The organism is Nocardia sp. NPDC047038 (assembly GCF_040644075.1).
Taxonomy (GTDB): Bacteria; Actinomycetota; Actinomycetes; order Mycobacteriales; family Mycobacteriaceae; genus Nocardia; species Nocardia sichangensis.
This window is the reverse complement of sequence record NZ_JBEYVQ010000006.1, coordinates 63,996-79,253: the sequence shown is the minus strand read 5'-3', so window position 1 is coordinate 79,253 and position 15,258 is coordinate 63,996. Positions and strand designations below refer to the sequence as shown.

Annotated in this window: 17 protein-coding genes and 1 tRNA gene; 8 read left to right on the top strand and 10 right to left on the bottom strand. The window is 66.3% G+C overall.

All coding sequences use genetic code 11. The annotated features are described in order from the left end of the window. Positions 1–49: 49 nt before the first annotated feature. The 5 genes from ABZ824_RS21595 to ABZ824_RS21575 all read right to left on the bottom strand — a co-directional run bounded on the left by ABZ824_RS21595 (position 50) and on the right by ABZ824_RS21575 (position 5,036). Entirely contained in the window at positions 50–694 is a 645-nt protein-coding gene (locus ABZ824_RS21595; RefSeq protein WP_356964979.1) for a DUF4097 family beta strand repeat-containing protein, read from the bottom strand. Positions 695–748: 54 nt separating this feature from the next. After that, the gene (locus ABZ824_RS21590; protein WP_356964977.1) at positions 749–1,510 is read right to left on the bottom strand and encodes an ABC transporter permease; all 762 of its coding nucleotides are present in this window, start codon (positions 1,508–1,510) and stop codon (positions 749–751) included. Next, positions 1,507–2,451 carry an ATP-binding cassette domain-containing protein gene (locus ABZ824_RS21585; protein WP_356964976.1) on the bottom strand — a complete coding sequence of 315 codons (945 nt, stop codon included), beginning with the start codon at positions 2,449–2,451 and terminating at the stop codon, positions 1,507–1,509. Before ABZ824_RS21585 ends, ABZ824_RS21590 begins: the two co-directional genes overlap by 4 nt. Before the next feature lie 182 nt (positions 2,452–2,633). Further along, positions 2,634–4,187 carry an FAD-dependent monooxygenase gene (locus tag ABZ824_RS21580; RefSeq protein WP_356964975.1) on the bottom strand — a complete coding sequence of 518 codons (1,554 nt, stop codon included), beginning with the start codon at positions 4,185–4,187 and terminating at the stop codon, positions 2,634–2,636. Between the two features lie 273 nt (positions 4,188–4,460). Then, the gene (locus ABZ824_RS21575; RefSeq protein WP_356964974.1) at positions 4,461–5,036 is read right to left on the bottom strand and encodes a dihydrofolate reductase family protein; all 576 of its coding nucleotides are present in this window, start codon (positions 5,034–5,036) and stop codon (positions 4,461–4,463) included. A 72-nt stretch (positions 5,037–5,108) separates the two neighbouring features. On the opposite strand from ABZ824_RS21575, the gene ABZ824_RS21570 reads away from it, so the two are divergent. The 3 genes from ABZ824_RS21570 (at position 5,109) to ABZ824_RS21560 (ending at position 7,081) form a co-directional block, all read left to right on the top strand. After that, positions 5,109–5,690, top strand: a complete 582-nt coding sequence (locus tag ABZ824_RS21570; RefSeq protein ID WP_356964973.1) for a TetR family transcriptional regulator — start codon at positions 5,109–5,111, stop codon at positions 5,688–5,690. Between the two features lie 25 nt (positions 5,691–5,715). Then, entirely contained in the window at positions 5,716–6,519 is an 804-nt protein-coding gene (locus ABZ824_RS21565) for an LLM class flavin-dependent oxidoreductase (protein ID WP_356964972.1), read from the top strand. A 325-nt stretch (positions 6,520–6,844) separates the two neighbouring features. Next, the gene (locus ABZ824_RS21560; protein WP_356964971.1) at positions 6,845–7,081 is read left to right on the top strand and encodes a DUF6374 family protein; all 237 of its coding nucleotides are present in this window, start codon (positions 6,845–6,847) and stop codon (positions 7,079–7,081) included. 101 nt (positions 7,082–7,182) lie between these two features. Here ABZ824_RS21560 and ABZ824_RS21555 read toward each other — a convergent pair whose 3' ends face one another. Both ABZ824_RS21555 and ABZ824_RS21550 read right to left on the bottom strand, forming a co-directional pair. After that, positions 7,183–7,842 carry a serine protease gene (locus ABZ824_RS21555; protein WP_356964970.1) on the bottom strand — a complete coding sequence of 220 codons (660 nt, stop codon included), beginning with the start codon at positions 7,840–7,842 and terminating at the stop codon, positions 7,183–7,185. A 233-nt stretch (positions 7,843–8,075) separates the two neighbouring features. Next, positions 8,076–8,321: a hypothetical protein gene (locus ABZ824_RS21550; protein WP_355072627.1), complete on the bottom strand. Its 246-nt coding sequence runs from the start codon at positions 8,319–8,321 to the stop codon at positions 8,076–8,078. A gap of 503 nt (positions 8,322–8,824) precedes the next feature. Between ABZ824_RS21550 and ABZ824_RS21545 the strand changes: the two genes are divergently transcribed. The 3 genes from ABZ824_RS21545 to ABZ824_RS21535 all read left to right on the top strand — a co-directional run bounded on the left by ABZ824_RS21545 (position 8,825) and on the right by ABZ824_RS21535 (position 11,766). Continuing rightward, complete coding sequence (locus ABZ824_RS21545) at positions 8,825–9,940, top strand: hypothetical protein (RefSeq protein ID WP_356964969.1); 1,116 nt, start codon at positions 8,825–8,827, stop codon at positions 9,938–9,940. Beyond that, entirely contained in the window at positions 9,930–11,312 is a 1,383-nt protein-coding gene (locus ABZ824_RS21540; RefSeq protein WP_356964967.1) for a TIR domain-containing protein, read from the top strand. Before ABZ824_RS21545 ends, ABZ824_RS21540 begins: the two co-directional genes overlap by 11 nt. A 139-nt stretch (positions 11,313–11,451) precedes the next feature. Next, complete coding sequence (locus tag ABZ824_RS21535) at positions 11,452–11,766, top strand: hypothetical protein (protein ID WP_356964966.1); 315 nt, start codon at positions 11,452–11,454, stop codon at positions 11,764–11,766. Positions 11,767–13,112: 1,346 nt separating this feature from the next. Here the strand turns inward: ABZ824_RS21535 and ABZ824_RS21530 are convergent. Next, a tRNA-Ile gene (locus ABZ824_RS21530) sits at positions 13,113–13,186 on the bottom strand. Between the two features lie 110 nt (positions 13,187–13,296). On the opposite strand from ABZ824_RS21530, the gene ABZ824_RS21525 reads away from it, so the two are divergent. Beyond that, entirely contained in the window at positions 13,297–13,725 is a 429-nt protein-coding gene (locus tag ABZ824_RS21525) for a nitroreductase/quinone reductase family protein (RefSeq protein ID WP_356964964.1), read from the top strand. A gap of 5 nt (positions 13,726–13,730) precedes the next feature. Here the strand turns inward: ABZ824_RS21525 and ABZ824_RS21520 are convergent, their stop codons facing one another. Together ABZ824_RS21520 and ABZ824_RS21515 are read right to left on the bottom strand one after the other, a co-directional pair. Further along, a complete protein-coding gene (locus ABZ824_RS21520; protein ID WP_356964963.1) occupies positions 13,731–13,895 on the bottom strand; it encodes a hypothetical protein in 165 nt (54 codons plus the stop codon). 64 nt (positions 13,896–13,959) lie between these two features. Continuing rightward, positions 13,960–14,955 (bottom strand): zinc-binding dehydrogenase, encoded by a 996-nt coding sequence (locus ABZ824_RS21515; RefSeq protein ID WP_356964962.1) that lies wholly within the window; start codon positions 14,953–14,955, stop codon positions 13,960–13,962. A gap of 75 nt (positions 14,956–15,030) precedes the next feature. Here ABZ824_RS21515 and ABZ824_RS21510 point away from each other — a divergent pair, with 75 nt between their 5' ends. After that, a complete protein-coding gene (locus ABZ824_RS21510; protein ID WP_356964961.1) occupies positions 15,031–15,210 on the top strand; it encodes a hypothetical protein in 180 nt (59 codons plus the stop codon). The last annotated feature ends 48 nt before the right edge of the window (positions 15,211–15,258 follow it).

Genomic DNA, 15,258 nt, shown 5'->3' with positions numbered 1-15,258 from the left:
GCACACCTGTTGGACAGTGTGCGCGGGACGGGGTGGCGGGACCGCAGTATCAGGCGGCCGTGGCGTGCTGGATGACAATGTTGCCGTAGGAGTTGCGCGCGTACACCCGCACGATGTCCTCCTCGCCCTGCGACCGGTCGACCGGTCGCATCCGGTTGCGCACGGTCCCGTGCTGGGCGTTGGTTTCCAGCTGCACCGCGCTGCTCGGGCTGATTCCGACCTGGAGCTCGCCCATGGACGTTTCCAGCCGGAGCACGCCGCGCGACGCCTCACCGATACGGATGTCGCCTTTGGCGGTTTTCGCGGTTACCGAATCACGCGGGCGCTCGACGGTGATGTCGCCCGCGGATATCTCCAGGTCGCATTCGCCGAGTTCGCCTGCGCCCAGCAATCGGCCCACCGCGGCGGTGCCCTTCAGCTGGGAGCCGGTGGGTACCTCGATGGTCAGCTCGATCGACGGATTGCCGCCGAACGGGGTGTAGGTCCGCCAGTCTCTCGGCGTTCGCACGGTCAAAGTGCCTGCGGTGAATTCGATCTGGGTTTGCGCGGCGGCGCGCACGTCACCCTTTTTGGACGCGTCGGCCGGACGGACCTCCACGACGGTGTCGATACGGTCCGAGGCGATCACCGTGACCGCACCGGAGAGCACGTCGATCGTGACGGCGATCGGTTCCGGGGTCTCGAACGTCGGCATGGCTGTCTCCTGTGTGTGAATTGGTTGGTGTGTGAAGTGGGCGGCTGGTCGCGACTACACGCGCTTGTTGAAAGTGGCGCGCGACCAGAGGTATCCGACGACGGCGAACCCGGCGCACCAGGCGAGCGCGGCGGCCGTGTAGCCACCTGAGGGGTGTCCGGCGAGAAACCCGCGCAACGCTTCGATGATCGGCGTGAAAGGTTGGTATTGCGCGAACTGCCGGATGCCCTGCCCCATCTGGTCGGCGGGCACGATCGCGCTGCTCACGAACGGCAGCATGATCAGCGGCACCACGGTCATGCCCGCGGACTCCGGAGTCTTCGCGGCCATTCCCAGTGCGACCGTGAGCCAGGCGGCCGCGAACGACGTCGCCGCCATGATGCCGATCGCGCCCAGCCAGTCGAGTGCGGTCGCGGGCGGCCGGAACCCCAGCGCGAAGGCCACACCTATGACGGCCGCGATGGCCACCACATTGGTCAGTACGGTGGCCGCGACGTGGCCGGTCAGTACGGCGCCACGAGAGACGCTCATGACCTTGAACCTGTTGATGACGCCTTTCGCCATATCGGAGCTCACCGATACCGCGGTGCCCGACAACCCGTAGCTGATGGCCAGCAGGATCATGCCCGGTGTCGCGTAGTCGATGTACTGTTCGCCGACATCGAACGCGTTGCCGAACACGTACACGAAGATCAGCATCATCACGACCGGCATCAGGGCCGCGTTGAAGATCGTGACCGGAGTCCGGGCGATGTGCTTGAAGTTGCGGCGCAGCATGATAGACGAATCGGCCAGCGGCGCGGAAATGGTGCTCATGGTGCGACAGCCTCCTTGGTGGCGTGACCAGTCAGGGCGAAGAAGACATCGTCGAGGTCAGGGGTGTGGACGGAGACCTCCTCGGCGTCGACCGAGTGTTCGGCGAGCCGATTCAGCAGGTCCCGCAGTGCTTTCGTCCCGCCGTCGCCGGGGACCCGCAGGGTCAGGGCCTCGTCGTCGCGGGTGGCCCCCGGCAGGATCCGCGCCGCCGCATCGAGCCGCGTGACGTCGGTGAATCGGAGCCGGATGTGGCTGCCGGGCACCCGGCGCTTGAGGTCGTCAGGTGTGCCTTCGCCGACTATGCGGCCCTGGTCGAGCACCGCGATCCGGTCGGCCAGCTGATCGGCTTCCTCGAGGTACTGAGTGGTCAGGAAGATCGTCACACCGTCGTTCGTCAATTCCCGGACGATCTCCCACATGGTGCGCCGGCTGCGCGGATCCAATCCCGTTGTCGGCTCGTCCAGGAAGACGATGTCCGGCTTGGTGACCAGCGTCATCGCCAGATCCAATTTCCGGCGCATACCCCCGGAATAGGTCGACGCCTGCTTTCGCGCCGACTCCGCCAAATCGAACCGTTCGAGCAATTCGGTGATCACCCGCTTGCTCTCGTGTGCCCGCAGATGGTGCAGATCCGCCATCAGCCGCAGGTTCTCCTCCCCCGTCAGCAGATCGTCCACCGCCGCGAACTGACCGGTGACCCCGATCGACGCGCGCACCGCCTCGGCATCGGTCGCGATGTCGTGCCCGGCGACCCGCGCCGTGCCGCCATCGGCTTTCGACAGCGTGGTCAGCACGTTCACCGTGGTCGTCTTACCCGCCCCGTTCGGGCCGAGTAGAGAGAAGATCGTGCCCGCACCGATATCCAAGTCGATACCATCGAGGATCGTCTTGTCCCCGTATGTCTTTCGCAGCCCGGAAGCCGCAATCGCTGAACTGTTCACAGGGATACTGTCGCGAGCCCCGCTGATACCGCCCTGACACCGGCCTGACACGTCCGCTGACACGGCATTCGGCCTGGTCAGCGCCGCATCCGACGAGCAGATGTCCGTGCACGTGCAGATCGTCTTCGCCGACGGAGGTTCGGAAGCGGCAGCGCTCCATCGGTGGTGACGACCTGCCGTCGTCAATCGCTGGTCGGGATCGTCGTTTCCGCGGGTGTGCCGAACCATAACGACAGCGCTGCTCGCAGGCCGTGCTCGGCGGTGTCGGCGGGTTCGTCGATGGTCGCGGCCCAGGCGATGTGGCCGTCCGGGCGGATCAGGAGGGCATCGGCTTCGCGGTTCTCGGCTTTGGCGGAGCGGATGTCGATGCGGTGCCGCCAGTCTCGGGCGGTATCACGCAGGTCCGCGCGGTCGGCGAGGTCGAGCAGGACGGGCCGTGCGGCGTGCATGACTTCGGCGACGCTGGTCGTCCCGTCGTCGGTGTGCAGGGTGAGGTCGGGCGCGAAGGTTCCGGTCGAGATGTGGTTGTTGGGATCGGGCAGTCGATAGCGGATATCGGCGCCGGCGATGAGGGCCGCCATGCGCCGCAGGGGCTGTTCGTCGGTGAGAAGTTCCTGGAAGACCGCCCGCAGTGCTTCGGAGGCCGGGTCGTGCCCTCGCCGCAGCGCGACCTGTGCCCGGGTGTGCAGCATGGTGCGCTCCCCGGCGAGATGGCGTTCCTCGTGATAGGTGTCCAGCAGGCCGGCCGGCGCCCACCCGTTGACCTCGGCGGCCAGCTTCCAGGCCAGGTTGACCGCATCCAGCATTCCGGCGTTGAGTGCCACGCCCGTGGCGGGAAACAGATGGGCCGCGTCACCGGCGAGCAGGACCCGGCCCGCGCGATAGCGTTCGGCGTGGCGGGCCTTGAAGGTGAATCGCGACAGCCGGAACGTCTCCGCCACAGGCAGATCCACTCCCAGCACGCGACGGATGCTGTCGCGCAACTCTGCCACGGTCATCGGCACGTCATCGTCGTATTCGACGGTCTCGTCCTCGATCGTGTAGACGGACAGCGCCTCCGAGGCGGGTGACACACCCATCCCGAACAGACCGCGATCCGTCCGCGTGAAACCCGCACGGATGGCGTCGAACCCGGGAACCTCGAGGTCGCCGTTGTCGAGCCGGGTCACCGAATCGGGCACGGTGATCTGGGCCAGCCGATTCACCTCCGGATATACGGTGCCGGGGAACGGAATGCCGGCCAGGTCACGAACCCGGCTGCGCGCACCGTCGCAGCCCACCAGATAGCGGGCGGTCACCCGGTACGGCCCGACCGGCCCGTTGACCTCCGCGGTGACCGCGTCGGCGTCCTGCCGCACATCGAGCACCTGGTGTCCGCGACGGATATCGACGCCGAGTTCGCCGATGTATTCGCCGAGTAATCGCTCCAGCTGCTGTTGCGGCAGCGGCAGCGCATGCATCGGGGACTCGTCCAGCTGGGTGAGGTCCACGTGCACACCGCCGAACGGGAACCGGGGAGCCGGAATCGGATCGGTGCAGGCCGCTTCGAACCGATCCAGCAAGCCCCGGTAGCGCAACAACTCCAGGATCTGCCCGCCGAGACCACCGGCCTTCGGGGTGTCCCGCGGCTGCGACTGCCGCTCCAGCACCAGCGGCCGCACTCCGGCCGAGCGCAGCTCGGCGGCCAGCATCAGGCCGGTCGGGCCCGCGCCCACGATGATCACGTCGGTATGCATTGCTACTCCCATCCCGGCCGATTCCGGCCGCGGCAAACGATTTCGGACAGCCCAGGTCGCCGATCGGGCGCTACCGCGCCCCGTACCTGCCGTGCCGGGGCCACCCGCCCTTGGAATTGGTGACCGTGCGCGGAGGCACGGGGCGAGTCACGAAGCGCTGCTGGTCGGTCTTGGTCGGGAAGGTGCTGCGTTGCTTTCGCATATGGGTACCGCCTTTTCGAATGCTCGTGTGAAGCCACGGGATGCCGGAACTCCGGCGGGTTCGGCGCCGGATCAGGCGCGGTCGAACCAGGTGACCTGCGCGCCGGTGCTGAACTCTTGGCGCTGGGTGACCTTGAATCGCGTCGGCTCGAAATTGCCCGTGAATGCCCTGACGCCGTCGCCCGCGATCACGGGGTAGCTCTTGATGATCAGCTGGTCGACCTCGCCGAGGAGCTGTCCGGCCAGATTGCCGCCGCCGCAGAGCCAAATATCCAGGCCCGCTTCCTTCTTCAGTTGCCGGACCAGCTCGACCGGATCGGCGTCGACGACCTCCACCTGCGGGTTGTCCACCGGCGCGAGGGTGGTCGAGAAGACGTACTGCCTCAAGTGGTTGTACGGGCTGGTGCAGCCGATGGCGAGGCCCGGTTCGTAGGTGCCGCGACCCATGACCAGGGTGTCCAGGGTCTTGTTCGGCGTGTCGAGGGGCATGCCGACGGACTCGCGCAGAGGCGTCGGCACCGTCTCCGGGTAGCGCTCGTTGATCCACGCCGTCATGTCCTCACACATCGGATAGAAGTCGAATTCCCCCTGCGGCCCCGCGATGTAGCCGTCGAGGGAGACCGCCACGTAATAGACAAGCTTTCGCATCTTAACCGCCTCAACTGTAGTACTCTGTGCGAAGTGATTTGAACCGTAGTACTACAGATGGAGTGGTGTCAAGTGGTGCGCACGAATCCGGAACGCAGGCAGGCCCTGCTGGATGCGTCAATCGAGGTCCTGGCCCGCGAAGGGGCACGTGGCCTGACCTTCAGGGCGGTCGATCAGGAGGCGGGAGTGCCCGCCGGAACCGCCTCCAATTACTTCCCCAACCGGGACGCACTGCTCGTCCAGGTCGGACACCGCTATTACGAGCGGCTGATCCCCAGCGACGCCGCCATGGCGAAATCCCGCGGACCGCAGACCCGCGAGTCCATGACCGAACTCATGACCGAGGTGGTCGACCGGGTCTCCCATTTCCGCACCGGCTATCTCGCGATCCTCGAACTGCGACTGGAGGCCACCCGGCGGCCCGAACTGCAGGCGCTGCTCACCGAGCGGGTACGCGCGGATCTCGACTTCAATATCAGCAACTATCGGGAGTCGGAGCTGCCCGGCGACGAGGACGCCGTGGTGCTGCTCTACCTCGCCCTGAACTGGCTCATCCTCGAACGACTCACCCTGCCCGGCATTTTCGACGAGCAGCGGGCCGCCGAACTGGTGCGGACGATCGTGGACCGGGCAATACCCGCCCAGGTCAGGTAAAACGCTCTCCGAGAGGAAGTCAGGCATGACGAGACCGTTTCGATTCGGGGTCGTCGCCCCGCTCAGGACCGACCTGCCGACGTGGCGAGATCGCGTGCGCCGCATCGCCGACAGCGGCTACTCGACGCTGCTGGTGCCCGACTTCCCGCAGACGCAACCGGCGCCCGGCCCCATGCTGGCCACCGCCGCGGCCCTGACCGACCTGCGCGTTGGCACCTGGGTGTACGCCTCTCCGCTACGCCCGCCTTGGCTGACAGCGTGGGAAGCGCACTCGCTGTCGCTACTCACCGACGGACGCTTCGAGATGGGCATCGGCACCGGCAGACCGGGAATCGAGGACGAACTCCGCGACAAGGGACTGCCCGTCGTGCCACCGAACGAGCGGCTGGCGCAGGTACGTGAGACCGTCGAAACGCTGCGCGAACTCGACGGCCCCGACCTGCACACGCCCGTGGCGATGGCCGTACTGGGTCCACAGGCCCGGTCGTTGGCGGCGGAGGTCGCGGACACGGTCACGTTCGCGCTGGGGGCTCAGCCTCGGGGTGAGGTCGAGCGGCTGGCACGCGACTTCCGCACCATCGGGAACGTCGAGCTCGCGCTCGCCGTGCCGGTCATCGGCGACACTGTCGCGCCGCACATGGCGCCACCCGACACCGACCCTGCCGCGCTTCGCGCGGCGGACGCACTGGCCGTACTTCCGGATGATCCGGCGGCCGCCGCCGAGGAAATCCAGCGACGACGGGAGGAGATCGGCTTCTCCTACTTCGTCTTCGGCGCCGACCTCGCCGACCGGTTCGCTCCGGTCGTCGCCGAGCTCGCCGGACGGTAGCCGAGTAAAAGGTCACCCCCACCGCTGACTACGCGGCACCATGGCATGGCGTCGATGTCGGTGGACCGCGGGTTCACCATGTCGTTGCGGCCCGGTACGGACCCGTCGACCGGGCCTGATCGGCGAATCCCGAGATGGCTGGCGCGGCGCTAACTCGGAGGGGACGGCGATGCGTGCCCGAGCCGCAGTTGGCAGCCGATCACCGAAGTCGGAACTGTAGATGAAGCCCAAACGGCTTGGATAAATGTTCTGGTGTCGACTACATCAAGGACACCCAGCCAGACCGATGGGAACATACGTTCGACTCGAGGTAAGGTGCCGGAGTATGCCGGACCACGAGCCCATCCCCTTCGCTGGAACGCAGATCGACCAGGTGCGCAGGCAGCTGCTGGATGCGGCCGCGTTCGGCAAGCATCTGCGACCCGAGCAGCTGGAGAACATGGCGGGCAGGCTGGCCGAGGGTTTGCGCGCTTACACCGAGGCCATCACGGCCGCGACCCCACCCGCGACCCCGCCCACCGACGGGCGCGCCTGCCTCGACTACCGCGGCCGTCTCCGATGACGGTCGGTGTCCGCGAATTCCGTATTCGTCCCGAGCGCGGGACCGGGCGGATCCGGCGGCGGGCGGGGATGTCGGCGGTCCCCACTCGGTCGGTAGGCCGGCTAGATCGGGCGGAAGCCGGCTCCGGGACCACCGCGCGCGTCGACGTCGTCGATGATGGCAGTCATCTTCGTCCCGAGCTGAGGTCCGAGGCAGGGCACCGTCACGTATGCGTTCACCATGCTGACGAGTGTCGTTCCGACTACGACCGGCCCGCCGGAGTCACCAGGGACGACACATATCTGCGTCCAGGTCCACCCGGACTCCAGCACGTCTCCGTAGGTCAGTCCGCAGGTGTGGCCGGTGCTATAGCCTTCCTTGCACGCGATATCCGGGAACTGCGCCGGACCGCCCACCTGGGCGATCGTCGTGTTGCCGACGCGGCTCACCGGTACGACTTTGTCCGGTTCGAACACGATGACGGCGTAGTCCATGTCGTTGTTGGCCTGGGCGATGGTGCCGACAACGCCGGCGTCGCGATCGGCCGCCGCGGCGACGGTGGTACCCGCACCACCGCAATGAGCCGCGGTGAATCCGACCAACCGGCCCGCGCCGTCGTGCCCGATCGTGGTGAGCGTACAGATGCCCTGATCGTTGACGGCGATGCCGGAGCCGCCGCCCAGCACGACCGGAGCGGCGGCGCGCGCCATGCCCGCGTGCGCCCCGATCAGCGTTGCGCATGCCGCGAGCGCAGCAGCTGTTCCCGCAAGTTTCTCGAACATGCCGAATCCAATCGGTAGAAGGGGAAAATCGTCCCCCCATGCCGCGCGAACAGTACTGCTGTTTACTTGAAGAACTCGAAGACCAGGCATCCAGACGTCGTCACCAATCTTGCGGGATCGAGCCTGGTCGAGTGCGCCTCCTAGGTGACGAAACGCCGACGGTCACGCCACGATCTGGCGAGGGTGCGTGACGCGCGGCGTTCGTCGTTTGCTCAGCGATGCCGTCCAGCAGATCATGCGATGCAGATCGGGAAGACGAAGAGCAGCGGCGGGATGAAGCAGACCGGCCAGAAGAACGGAGCAAAGAACAAAACGGCGTCATCGGTCTGAACTTGCCCGTGCTGGGAGACATCTACGGCGGCCGGAGGGGCAGGCACAGGCGCTACGTCCGGGGACCCGGTAGCAACACCCGAACCGAAAGCGATCATTGGCACACAGGCTGCCGCAGCTGCGGCTGCGATAATCTTGTTTTTGGTCATTGTGCTTCCTTCAACTGACGGTTGGGATGCCTTCGCCCGTTGAAGGCTCCCTCTTATGACCCCTCTAACTCTTCTCTCAGGAAGCTCGCAAGATCATCGTCCTACGGGTCGGAAAGACTCACCCCTCGGGGTGAAACCCGAGGCGAGCACGGGTTCGCGCACCGCGCCCGCGTCAATGGCCGAAATCTCGTCGGCGAGTCGACTTCGCCGGCCCGATGCCCGCGAAAGACAGGTTCGAATTGCCCGGTCGGCAGCACCGAACCGGCCACGCCGGGAAGACCTCAGCGTCGAAACAGAGGCGTTTCCCTTGTCCCGCCGGATCACCTGCGGTTCCCGGTCTTCCGCGGTCGGGAGCAGGCGACCGCGCCCAGGGCAGGCCGGATGCCGTTGAGGCGGCGAGAATCTCGCTGAACCGGGTCTACGGCACAACGATTTTCGGCGCGGACGGCCGCCCGGTCGCTACTATCCAACCTACTGTTACCTGATCAACGAGGGGATGTTCGGTGCAGTCAGGCACAAACGGCTCGATCGGCGAGCGCCGCACAATCGCGATCGTCGGCGGGATACGCCCTTGCGGGGTGGAGGACCGTCCGTCGTGGACCGAGGACAACGGCGCCCGAGCCGCGCGGGAGGTCGGCGCCGAACTGGCAAGGGCAGGCTATGACCTCTTCGTCTATTCCAGCGCGCCGCGATTCGTCGAACGCGACGTGGTAGCCGGATACCTTTCCGTCGAGCCGTGCAGAGCCGGTTCCATCCATGTCCGGCCACCGTACGGATCCTCCGAAACCAGTTTCCCGCATCCACCACATAAGTCCGGCAGCTTCGAAATTCGTCATGAAGCGCAAGACGACTGGGAAGTCTCTTATTACCGTTCGCTGCGTGAAGCCGATGGTGTCGTACTCATCGGTGGCGGCCGCACCACATTGATCACCGCGATGGTGGCGATGGCGTTCGATATTCCCCTCGCGCCCGTCGCCGCTTTCGGTGGTGCCGCGCGTAAGGCATGGGTATCGATGGGACGCACCGGCAATCTCGTCACGCCGGAAGAGCTTTCGATCCTGGGCGGCGAGTGGAACGCCGGCGCCGCCGAGAATGTCGTCGCGATCCTGCGCACTCAGCAGGAACGCAAACAATCAGCGGAGACGATGCGGTCGCGCGCCGAGCGGCATGCCAAGTACAAGTCCGGAATCGGGCTGCTCTTCGGCGCGCTCTTGCTGATCGGCGGATTCGCGATGATCCCGCTGGTTTACGCGGTGGACAGCAACGCATCGCTCACCCTGGTCGGGCTGATCGCGGGCTCCCTGCTGGCGGCGACGTCAGGGGCGATAATCCGCACTGCCGTCGACCGCAGGGAGGACTGGGCGCGAAGTTCGGTATTGGGGATGTCGGCGGGTGCGATCGCGGTCCTCTTGTTCATCTCGGCACAACTGGCGACCTCGCCCGATCTGTTGACGGGCCCCGGCGCGCGACGGCTCCTGTTCTTCGTGCTGTCCGTCGGTTTCATCGCGGGCTACACCTTCGACGCCGTGTACGCCAAGATCCGCCAACAGCAGGTCGTCGACACATCCGGCCTGCGTTCGGTCCTTCCCGAGCCGCAGGCGGATCAGAATGGCCACTGAGACAGACTCTTCCAGCAGGCCGAACGTCTTTCTCAGTCACCGGTACCGATCACCCGATGTCAACCTGTTCTTCTGGCGAATCATCCGGAAGGTGCAACCGGTCGCCTTCCGCGTGGACGAAGGGCTGACCTTCACCAGCCCGACACGGCTGGAACGGATGATGCGAGACGCGGACGGGTTCGTGGGCATATACCCGCTACCAGGAGACGCGCAGACGGCGTGGGATCTGCGCACGCTCCAGCACGAAGCGCGGTACTTCCTGCTCGAGTTGAGCATCGCCGCACGCCTGCGGTATCCCAGCATCGTTTTCTGCGACCACCGGTACGGCGCCCTGTTCCGGTGCCCTCCGGAGATACGAGTCCTTGAGTACGACCCGCAGGAGATCACCGACGAACGCTATTCGCCGCTGATCGCGCGCGTCACCAAAGCATTCGAGACTTTCGCCAACGGTTTGCGGGCGCATATCTCCGCACGCGCCGGAACACGCTCGTACCGCCGAAGAGAAGTAGGCCTGCTGCTGAACCGGAGCACCAGGGCGGAGATCGGCGATGTGTTGGAAAGCAGCCTCGAGGAAGCGGTGTGGCAGCCGGTGAACCTGGCCTGGCCGCCTCGACTCGATTTGACGTTCGTCAGCCGGCTGCGCGAACTGGATTGGCTGGTAGTCGCACTCGACGACCCGGCGGCATATATCGCGGCGAGCTTTGCCGCAGGGCACGGCGTGCCTACGCTGCCCCTGTTGCACACGCCTGCCGATAGAGTGCCCGACCAACTCTCCGGAGCGTTGTTCGAGGATGTCCAGCCGCGCCACAGTAGGCGGGTGTTGTCCTGGCAGGATCGCGACGACCTCGGAAGCTCTTTCGAGGAAACCCTCAATGTGATCGGGCATCAGCCCCGGCTTTTCCACGACGCCGATCAGGCCGGCCGATATTTCACCACGGCCGCGCTTCGCAAAGAAGTCGTATTTCTCAGCTACGCCAACGAGGACAGAGAAACGGCGGACCTGTTCAGCCGGGCCCTGCATGCCAGGTTCCAGGAAGTCTTCGACTATCGGAAGACCGGATCCATACGCACCGGCCAGAACTGGCTGGACGAACTCATGGACAGCTTGGCGAAGACAGCGGTCGGCGTCCTGCTGCTCTCGCCCAGCTACGTCGCCAGCCCGTATTGCGTAACCGAGGCCCAACGCTTGTACCAGGCCAGCATCGAAGGCCGCGCGATACTACTGCCCGTCCGACTTCAGCATGTGGAGCTACCCGAGTTCCTCACAGGGATCCAGTACCGCAGGCTTCCCGGCAACACCGAGTCCGATGTCGAAGCGGCGGTGCAGGAACTGATCGAATTACTCGGTGATGCGAAGCTCGGCGAGCAATAGCATCTGCCCCACACCCGGCTGCGACACACTAGCTTCGTCGAATCGACGTGTCCACCCGCGTCCGGATACCTACCGAGCCACCAGAAATAGGGGCTCTCCCGCCTGGTTACGATCAGCCCAACGTTCTGAGAGGAAAATCATGACCAAGCCCTTCGCCGCTGCGCTCGCTGCGGCCGCCGCCGCTCTACTCTTCCTGCCCGCCGCACCCGCGCAAGCCCAGTCCCCCTTCTGCGCCAGGGCCATCGAGCTGATCAACCTCGCGATCGACACGAGCGGCGGCACCATGGACACGGCGACGGCGACAGCACTGTCCGACCGACTGAGCGGCCTGGCCCTTTTCGCCCAGGGCGCGGAGAAGGACGTCATCACCGCCTACGCCGACGCACTGGTAGATGCCAACGTCACCGACCTCGACCCCTACACCGACAATCTCAACCGCGTCTGCGCCGCCTGACCGCAAGTCACTGAACCCCTCAGCGTCGAATCTGAGGGGTTTTGCGCTGTCTCTACCTGATCACATGCCCATGCGTTCCAGCGGCCAATCCGTCGCGGCTTCTACGTCGTCAGCCGGGACGGACCACGTAACGTGAATCGGCGGAGTGACCCACCGATGCCGACGCCGGCCACGATCGGGCCGGATCACTCAACCTCCGAACTCGCGGCGCACGGGATACGCCCTCCCGGATTCGGCTCTTCCGCGTAGCGTGAGCCTCATACCGCGTCCTTCTCTCATTCGTCGTAGTCGGACGGCCACACGATCATTGCGACGACCACCGCGAGGGGTAGGCCGATCACGAACGAGAGTCCGATCCGAGCCGCGCTCACCGGAGCACCCCGCCGAAAGCGGGCCAGCGGCCGAATGAGGCCCGTGGCGAGGCACATTCGACGTCGACGATAGCCATCGCCCGATCCAGCGTCACCGCGTCTCGTCCCCTTGGCGTTGGTGAGTTCCCGCCGCCGAGGAGCACCGTCGACCCAATGGCGGGGTGTATCGAAGTTGAGTGAGCTGGGTTCTCGGGCCGACGATTTCGCCGTCATCAGGCGTCCACACCCGGGCTAGGCTGGAGTTGTGGAACCTGGGGTGCTGTTGCGCGCCGCCAGGGAGGCGGCGGGAATCTCGCTGCGCGGGATGTACACCATGGTCGAAAACCTTCGCCCGTGAAGCGCGCACGGCACGAGCCGATGCGGCTGCGCTCGCGTCCGACGTAACGCAATATCGAGGTTGGCTGGAGCACGCGGTCGGAGCCGACACCGCCACCCGGCGCAGCCTGGCCACGGCGGTAGGTCTGGCGGCAGACTCCCGTGACCCGGACCGCCTTGTGCACAGCCTGGGATTCTCCGGTTAAGTCACCTGGATCGCGACCGGGGATTACGGCGAGGTCGTCGCCCTATCGGACGCCGCACTCGGCGTGCGAGATGCGCATCCCATGCTCGTCGCCTACGCACAGATGCGGCGGGCCGAATTACTGGCCGCGCGCGGAGAAACACGCGAGGCACAACGCGCCATGGCCGCCGCCGACGTCGCGACGGAAGCGGCGGACGGCGTCGAACCACCCGAGGCGATGTACTGGTGGACTCCCGGGTTCGGCACCGTGCAGCGCGGCGGGTTCTTGCACTGCTCGGACGCCATTCCGAAGCGGTGCGCGAGGCGACACACGCCCATCTGCAGAGCGGATTCGCATCCATGAGCCCTTCGGCCGCACGGTACTCGATGAGACGAAATCCATTGCTGTCGCAGCGCCGTTCTGGATCAACTCGGCTGCCGAATTCGACGTTTCCGCAGATCAGAGGGGGGGTTTGTGGGGCGGGCGGGGCTCGAACCCGCGACCAATGGATTATGAGTCCACGGCTCTAACCGACTGAGCTACCGCCCCGTGCCGCGAAACCGCGAGCGTTGGGGATGCTACCGGGTCCGGTGGGGTGCGGACCAGTCGGCTGGGATGACCTAGGGTGGGTGGGTCGGAAACTTACTGGAGGGTCAGGTATGGCCGGTCTGTTCACGAAGGTGCTGAAGGCGCATCAGTGGGTGTACGAGAACAGCGGTGGGCTGGCGGGGCATCGGCTGCTGCTGGGGAATCCGACGCTGCTGCTGCGGACGGTGGGACGCAAGTCCGGCAAGGAACGAACCTCTGCGCTGACGTACGCGCGCGACGGTGCGGACTATCTGGTGACGGCGTCCAACGGCGGATCGCCGCGGCCGCCAGGATGGCTGGCGAACGTGAAGGCCCGACCTGAGTGCGAAATCCAGGTCGGACGGCGGAAACTGACGGTGCGGGCCCGGGCGACGCTGCCGGATGATCCCGAGTACGCGCGGCGGTGGGCGCTCGTCGACGAGGTGAACAAGGGTCGCTACAGCGCCTATCAGAAGCTGACGAAGCGGCCTATCGCGGTCGTGGTGCTGACCCCGGTGTAGCGGGGTCAGCCCTCGCGGTAGTCCTCGTCCCAGTCGTCCTCGTAGTCCTCGGCGTCGTCATGGTCGTCCCATGGCTCGACTTCCTTCGGCGGCCTGCTGGCGAACTGGACGACAGCTACCACGAAGCCGAGGACCACGATGACGATTGCGACGACGAGCACAGTTTCCACCCCGGCACCCTAGCGCCGTCGCCGGAGCAGCGCACTACGTCGATTGTCCAGTTCGCCGCTTTGTTCACACTGTTAACAAAGTGCGCCCCAGCGCCGCCCTCGACTCGATGGCGGCATGCGCCCGGTCGGCCTGATCGAGCAGGAAGGTCTGACCGATGACGACCTCGAGGCGTCCCGCGACGACCTCCTCCTGAGCGCGCCGGGCGATCGCCTGCCAATCGATGTCCGCGCCGGTGATGTCGAACAGCCCGTAGACGCTGATGCCGCGCGCCGCGGCGGTTTCCTGGTTCAGTACGGCGAATTGGCCTGCGGCGGCTCCGTATCCGAAAAAACGCCCGCCGTCCGCGGCGACCGTGAGCGCAGCCTCGCCGAGCGCGCCGCCCGCGCCGTCGAACACTACGTGCGCGCCCGCCCCCTCGGTCGCGGCGCGCGCCTTCGCCGCCCAGTCGGGCGCGGAGTAGTCGACCACCGCGGTCGCGCCGAGCCGCTCGGCGAGTTCCAGCTTGGCGGCGCCACGTGCGGCGGCGACGACGTTCGCGCCCGCCGCGCGGGCGAGCTGGATCAGCAGCACACCCAGCCCACCGGCCGCGGCGGTGATCAGGACCCATTCCCCCGGCTGGACGGCGGCATGGTCGAACACCGCGAACGCCGTTCTGCCGTCGTGGGCCAGCGCGACGGCCTGCGTCGCGGTCAGCCCCTCCGGCAAGGCAGTCAGCGTATCCGCCTTGGCCAGCGCTTTCTCGGCATATCCGCCGATCGGCAGGCCGCCGCCGATGCCGCTGGCCGCGGTGGGCGTCGACACCCGCTTGCCGATCCAGGACGAATCGACGCCGGAACCGACCGTCGCCACCACCCCGGCGACCGCGCCGCCGGGCACATAGGGCAACTCGATCGCGAAGAAGTCGGTTCCCCAACCGCTCCGCAGCCTGGTGTCCAGGAACATCACATCCGCGGCGGCCACGTCGACGACCACCTCCCCTGGTCCCGCCACCGGATCCGGCAGCTCCCGAACCACAAGCACTTCCGGTCCACCGAACTCACCGGCTTGCACAGCCCGCATGTCACACACCCTTCGTCGTTCCTTGCCGTCTTCGGACGAAGATCAGCATGGAACCTGAAGTCGTGTTGAGGTCAAATGGTGCGTCAGGAACCGCCGCCGCAGCTGGAGCTGCTGCCACCACCACAGCTGGAACTGCTGCCACCGCCGCAACTGGAACTACTGCCGCCGCCACAGCTGGAACTGCTCCCGCCGCCGCAGCTGGAACTACTCCCGCCGCCGCAACCGCTTCCCCCGCCGCAACTGCTGCCGTGGTGATGATGGCCGTGGTGGTGCTGATGCCCGCCGCCACAGCCGCTCGGCTGG

Bases quoted from the DNA above. Each gene is read 5' to 3' on its own strand.
- ABZ824_RS21575 (WP_356964974.1), bottom strand. From the start codon at position 5,036: ATGCGAAAGCTTGTCTATTACGTGGCGGTCTCCCTCGACGGCTACATC.
- ABZ824_RS21540 (WP_356964967.1), top strand. From the start codon at position 9,930: ATGGCCACTGAGACAGACTCTTCCAGCAGGCCGAACGTCTTTCTCAGT.
- ABZ824_RS21595 (WP_356964979.1), bottom strand. From the start codon at position 694: ATGCCGACGTTCGAGACCCCGGAACCGATCGCCGTCACGATCGACGTG.
- ABZ824_RS21515 (WP_356964962.1), bottom strand. From the start codon at position 14,955: ATGCGGGCTGTGCAAGCCGGTGAGTTCGGTGGACCGGAAGTGCTTGTG.
- ABZ824_RS21550 (WP_355072627.1), bottom strand. From the start codon at position 8,321: ATGACCAAAAACAAGATTATCGCAGCCGCAGCTGCGGCAGCCTGTGTG.
- ABZ824_RS21580 (WP_356964975.1), bottom strand. From the start codon at position 4,187: ATGCATACCGACGTGATCATCGTGGGCGCGGGCCCGACCGGCCTGATG.
- ABZ824_RS21565 (WP_356964972.1), top strand. From the start codon at position 5,716: ATGACGAGACCGTTTCGATTCGGGGTCGTCGCCCCGCTCAGGACCGAC.
- ABZ824_RS21560 (WP_356964971.1), top strand. From the start codon at position 6,845: ATGCCGGACCACGAGCCCATCCCCTTCGCTGGAACGCAGATCGACCAG.
- ABZ824_RS21535 (WP_356964966.1), top strand. From the start codon at position 11,452: ATGACCAAGCCCTTCGCCGCTGCGCTCGCTGCGGCCGCCGCCGCTCTA.
- ABZ824_RS21555 (WP_356964970.1), bottom strand. From the start codon at position 7,842: ATGTTCGAGAAACTTGCGGGAACAGCTGCTGCGCTCGCGGCATGCGCA.
- ABZ824_RS21510 (WP_356964961.1), top strand. From the start codon at position 15,031: ATGGTGCGTCAGGAACCGCCGCCGCAGCTGGAGCTGCTGCCACCACCA.
- ABZ824_RS21590 (WP_356964977.1), bottom strand. From the start codon at position 1,510: ATGAGCACCATTTCCGCGCCGCTGGCCGATTCGTCTATCATGCTGCGC.
- ABZ824_RS21525 (WP_356964964.1), top strand. From the start codon at position 13,297: ATGGCCGGTCTGTTCACGAAGGTGCTGAAGGCGCATCAGTGGGTGTAC.